Origin of the sequence: Trebonia sp., from assembly GCF_049794275.1 — a bacterium.
Lineage (GTDB): Bacteria > Actinomycetota > Actinomycetes > Streptosporangiales > Streptosporangiaceae > Trebonia.
This window is the reverse complement of the sequence record NZ_JBARCR010001240.1, coordinates 1-5,468: the sequence shown is the minus strand read 5'-3', so window position 1 is coordinate 5,468 and position 5,468 is coordinate 1. Positions and strand designations below refer to the sequence as shown.

At 69.2% G+C, this 5,468-nt stretch carries 5 protein-coding genes; all 5 read right to left on the bottom strand.

Features of this window, described 5'->3' with window-relative positions; genetic code table 11:
- On the bottom strand, positions 1 to 887 hold an 887-nt coding region (locus WA805_RS30380; RefSeq protein ID WP_422281930.1), incomplete at its 3' end, for an ABC transporter ATP-binding protein.
- A complete protein-coding gene (locus tag WA805_RS30375; RefSeq protein WP_422324592.1) occupies positions 865 to 1,800 on the bottom strand; it encodes an ABC transporter permease in 936 nt (311 codons plus the stop codon). The genes WA805_RS30380 and WA805_RS30375, both read right to left, overlap by 23 nt.
- Positions 1,797 to 2,819 (bottom strand): ABC transporter permease, encoded by a 1,023-nt coding sequence (locus tag WA805_RS30370; RefSeq protein WP_422281926.1) that lies wholly within the window; start codon positions 2,817 to 2,819, stop codon positions 1,797 to 1,799. The genes WA805_RS30375 and WA805_RS30370 overlap by 4 nt, the downstream gene beginning before the upstream one ends.
- A gap of 4 nt (positions 2,820 to 2,823) precedes the next feature.
- Positions 2,824 to 4,419, bottom strand: coding sequence for an ABC transporter substrate-binding protein (locus WA805_RS30365; RefSeq protein ID WP_425244042.1), 1,596 nt, complete (start codon positions 4,417 to 4,419; stop codon positions 2,824 to 2,826).
- A 759-nt stretch (positions 4,420 to 5,178) separates the two neighbouring features.
- Positions 5,179 to 5,468, bottom strand: a 290-nt coding sequence (locus tag WA805_RS30360) for an alpha/beta fold hydrolase (RefSeq protein ID WP_425244041.1), incomplete at its 5' end; no start/stop codon positions are given.

The window sequence follows — 5,468 nt, the reverse complement described above, 5'->3', positions numbered from 1 at the left end:
GGGCAGCGCCCGGCGAACCGGCAGCCGGTGATGTCGGCGCCGGCCCGCGGCGGCTGCCCGGGGATCACCCGCAGCTCGCGGCGCCGGAAGTCGCCGACCGACGCCACGTGGAGCAGGGCCTGGGTGTACGGGTGCCTCGGCCGCTCGATGATCTCCTCGACCGGTCCGGATTCGACGACCTCGCCGGCGTAGAAGACGACCACCCGGTCGCACAGCTCCCTGATCACCGCGAGGTCGTGCGACACGAACAGCACGGCGAGCCCGCGCTGGTCGCGCAGCTCGCGCAGCAGCTCGATGATCTCCGCCTGGATCGTCACGTCGAGCGCCGTGGTGGCCTCGTCGGCGATGAGCAGCCGCGGCTCGCAGGAGATCGCGATCGCGATCATGACCCGCTGCAGCATGCCGCCCGACAGTTCGGCGGGGATCTGGTGGAAGACCCAGTCCGGGCGGTGCAGGCCGACGGCCGCCAGCAGGTCGATGCTCTTACGGTGCGCCTCGCGCCGGCGCAGCCGCTGCTTCACCCGCAGCACCTCGGCGAGCTGGCTGCCGACGGTCAGGTTCGGGTTCAGGTACGAGGCGGGGTCCTGGAACACCGCGCCCATGCCGGTGCCATGCAGGCGCTCCCAGCCCCGCCTGGACAGGTCCGTCACATCCTGGCGCTCGAACGAGATCGTGCCCCGCCCGACGGCGCAGCCCTGCGGGAGCACGCCGAGGGCGGCCCGGCAGGTGAGCGTCTTGCCGCTGCCTGACTCCCCGACCAGGCCCACGATCTCGCCGGCGGCGACGCTGAGCGAGACGCCGCGGACCGCGGTGGCGGCTCCGTCGTGCACAGTGACGTGCAGGTCCTCGAGGCCGAGCACCTCGTCATGCGGCGGTTTGCCGGTCATCGGCGGCCTCCAGAGCCTGCAGGGTCGAATGGGTCTTGATGACCGGGTCGGCCACCGGGGAGAGCAGCGCGCCTGCGCCTGCCCGGTCCCGGTAGGCGTCGGCGAGCGCGTTCAGCGCACCGACCGTGATCGCGATCAGCGCGCCGGGGATGAACGGCGCCCACGGCGCCAGGTTCAGGTAGTCGAGGTCGGACGAGAGCACGCCGCCCCACGTCGGGGTCGGCGGCTGCACCCCGATGCCGAGGAAGGTCAGGAACGACACCGCGAGCAGCGCGCCGGCGGCCGCCGTCGCCGTGGTCACGGCGATGGTCGGCAGCACCTTGCGCAGCACGTGCACCCGGATCACGTGCAGCTTCGACCCGCCGAGCAGCTCGGCGGCCTCCACGTACTGGGCGCGGCCGAACTCGAGGGTGGCCGCCCTGGTGACCCGGTAGAACCCCGGGATGAGCAGGATGCCAACCGGGAACATGGCCTGCACGAGGCCGTTGCCGAGCGCGGCGGTGACCGCTACGGCGAAGAAGATCGACGGCAGCGTCATCAGCGCGTCGGCGACCCGGTTGGCGGTGAAGTCGAACCACCTGCCGAGGAAGACCGTGGCGACGCCGAGCGGCGCACCGATGACCAGCCCGATGCCGACCGCCTCGAAGGCGGTCAGCACGGACAGCCTCGTGCCTGCCATCAGCCTGCTGAGCACATCCCTGCCGAGGTAGTCGGTGCCTAGCAGGTGGTGCAGGCTCGGTCCCTTGTACAGGGCGCCCGCGTCGATGGCGAGCGGGCTCTGCGGCGCCAGCGCGGACCCGAAGATCGCCAGGAACAAGATGACGGCCAGGATCGCGACCGCGATCCTGGCGGACGGCAGCCGCAGCACTGAGCTATGCGGCGGGCGCCTGGTCGTACGCGTCGTACGCGTCATACGCCCACTCCGTCGGCCGACCGGTACAGCAGGCCGAGCACCGTGTTCACTACCAGGTTGATCACGATCACGAACGTGCTCACCACGAGCAGCACGCCCTGGACCACGGGGATGTCCCTGGTCTGCGCGGCTTCGAGCAGCAGCTGGCCGAGCCCGGGCAGCGAGAAGACCGCCTCGGCGGCCACCGCGCCGGCGAGCATGACCGGGAAGTCGTTGCCGAGGATGGTGAGCGCCGGGCCGGCCGCGTTACGCAGCGCGTGCCTGGTCAGGATCCTGCGGTACGGCAGCCCCCGGACCCTGGCACCGGTGATGTAGTTCTGCTCGAGCACGGAGACCAGCGAGGTCCGCAGCTGCCTGGCGACGTCCGCGGCGACCGGCAGGGCCAGCGCCAGGCTCGGCAGGATGATGTGCGCGAGCCACGGGCCGATCCCCGCGGTCGGGCCCGTGTACCCGTTGGCCGGCAGCACGTGCGCGGTCACCGCGAACGCGACGACCAGGATGATCCCGACCACGAAGGCCGGCAGCGTCGACACCGCCGAGCACGCCAGCGTGACCCCCCGGTCGACCCAGCCGCCCCGGCGGACCGCGGCGACCGTCCCGGCGGTACCGCCGATCAGTACCGCCAGGATGATCGCGCCGATGGCGATCGAGAGGTCGACGGGCAGCCGCTGGGCGATGCTCTGCGACACCGGTATCTGGGTGAAGTAGGAGACCCCGAGGTTGCCGCGCACGGCCTGCGACAGCCAGTTCCCGTACTGGACGGGCAGCGGTTTGTCCAGGCCGAGCACGTGATCCAGGTGCGCCACCGCCGCCGGCGTCGCCGCGTCCTGACCCAGGATCGTGGCCGCCGGGTTGCTGTTGGACAGCGCGCCCAGGCTGTAGGTGATGAACGAGCTGAGCACCAGGATCGGAATCAGCACGGCGAGGCCGCCGCCGATCCGTGACGCTGCGGCCCGTGTCCGGCGCCGCCGGGGCGCCGCGAGGGCGCTGCCGGCGGCTGTCAGTTCCGCGACTGCCATCGGGTCAGCCCGCCACCCGGACGCCTTCCCAGCGTTGCTGGACCAGGTCCTGCGGAATGCCGGTCACCGTCGAGCTGTAGGCGAGGATGCGCGGGTTGGTGTACAGCCAGATGTGAGTCGGCTCGTTCAAGACGGAGGTCTCCACGGCGTTCTGCAGCGTGCTGGGGTAATCCGGGGAGTCCAGCGGGACGGTGAGCGCCTTGGCCAGCGCCGCGCTGACTTCGGCCGGAGTGGTCGACGTCTTGCCGTTCACGTTCATCAGGCCCTGCTGGCTGTACAGGACATCGAGCATCTCCACTGGAGACATCCGCCCCGCCGTGCCGTCCACCGCGAGCGGGATGCTCTTGTTGAGGTAGAGCTGCTGTGTCTCGGTGTCCGTCGGGATGTCGTTGATGGTAGCCGTGATGCCGGCCTGCGCGAGCTGACCCTGGATCTGCTCGGCGAGTGAGTTAGTCGTGCTGACCGTGCTCAGGGTGATCTTGAGGCCGTGCGGGTAGCCCGCCTGCGCCAGCAGCTGCCTGGCGACCGCGGGGTTGTACGGATAGAGGTTGGCGAGCTTGGCGCTGTATCCGACGAATCCCTTCGGGAACGGCTGGTAGGCCACCGCGCCGTAGCCGGCCGCCTGGACCTGGAGGATCGCCTGCCGGTTGATCGCGTAGTTGATCGCCTTCACGACGTTCGGGTTGTTGAACGGCGCGGTCGCGGTCTGGATGTCGAGCTCGTTGACGACCTCGGACGGGATCACCGCGATCTTGAACCCGGCCGCCTTCGCCGACGCGACCTGGTTGCCCGCGATGTAGGCCACGTTGACCTGGCCGGACTGCAGCGCGGACAGGATCTGCTCGGGCTGGGTGATGTCCTGCACGGTGAAGTTCTGGATGTGGATCTGGCTGGCGTCCCAGTAGCCGGGGTTGCGCACCAGGTCCGCGTGCGAGTCGGGAACGTAACTGGTCAGCTTGAACGGCCCGGCGCCCACCGGCTGGGTGGGGATGGAGCTGACGTGCGCGAAGGCCGCCGGGCTGACCATCATTCCGTCCTTGCCCGCGAGCAGGTCGGGCACCTGGTAGTCAACCTGAGTCAGGTCGAGCGTGAAGCTCGCCGGGCTGTTGACCACGACCTTGGAGATGACCGACAGCTCGGACGCGACGGTCGAGTTGCCCTGGGCCTGACCGCGGTCGATGTTCTCCTTGACCGCCTGCGCGTTCAGCGGCGTCCCGTCGCTGAACGTCAGCCCCGGGCGGAGCTGGAAGGTGACGCTCTTCCCGTCGGCCGCGTACGTCCACGACGACGCCAGGCCGGGCCCGACATCCCCGGCGGGGTCGAGGGTGGTGAGCGACGCGTACACGAGGCCGAGGGCGTGCATGTCCCAGCCGGCGCTCGACGTGACGGGGTCCCAGGAGGTCGGGAGCTGCCACTCCCAGTTCAGCGTGCCGCTGGCGCCCGCGCCGCCGGCGGATGAGCCGGAACCAGTGGATCCGCCGGACGCGCTGCCGCAGGCGGCCAGTGCCGAGATCGCGACGGCAGCGGCGGCGGCCGCCGCGCTGCGGTAAGTCAGACGCGACCGGAAAAGACCGCGCGGGCGGAGGCGACGAAACGACATTGGACTGCTCCCGTGGTGGGACGTACGCGGGCGTACGTGGCGGGTCGGCCGCTGTCGCGGTGCGACGGCGGGGCTGACGGGACGGGCGGACAGGGCAAGACCGCGACAGTGGCGCCGCGGCTTCAGCGCGCGCGGCGGCGATGCGGACCGGGATGGCTCGGCCGCGCCACCCGGCCCTGCCAGGCTAAAATATATAAAAGCGATCGGTCAAGTAGGAATTAGCGATCGTCCGGCGTGAGGCCGGTTTGCTGGAGCGCGCGCCATGGCCGTCTGGGGGTTTGTTCCTGATTTCTGTCGCCAGGACACAGTGCCGCTTTAGCTTGCGACTGCGCACGCGCCGCGCCGCTGTCCGGACAGCCATCAGTCACCGGATTGCACCCAGCCTAGGGTTATCTATTCGAAATCCGTGTCGTTTACGTCACCATGACGACGGAAACGACATGGATTTATTCGATCTTGGTACTCTTATGCTGATATTTCGGGCAGCTGGGAGGCGTGACCAACTTAAGCTAAGCGGCATTGATGTATGGCCGGTGAATCAGGGACGGTCGGACGGAGTCAAACGGAGGCGTGTCACCAGCACAAAGGATGGGAGTGAGTCGCGGTGCGTCGAGTGGTGCCTGCCTGCGTTGGCTCCTGCCTCTGGCGCCCGTTAGTTCCCTCATCGAACAATGCCCGATGCTCAATGTTAGTTACGAGATTCTTGACGAGCCTGTTCCTTCCGCTGCTTGCGCTGATTACAAGAAGCGTGAAGACGGGTCACGCCGTCCCGGGGTTGGCGATGCCCATCGACGCCGACAGCGACCGCGGATCCCGGGTCGGCCATGTGCCGGCCTCGGCGGCGCCGATCAGCGTGCGGATAAAGTCATTGAACAGCTCGGGCTCTTCCAGGTTGAGGGCATGCCCCGAGTTCGGCACGACGGCGAGCCCTGCCATCGGGATCGTGCGCTTGAGCAGCAGACCTGGCTCCAGGCAGGCCTCGTCCTCGTCGCCGTTGACCACGAGCGTAGGCGCGCTGATGCCGGCGAGCTGGCCGGTGATGTCGTACA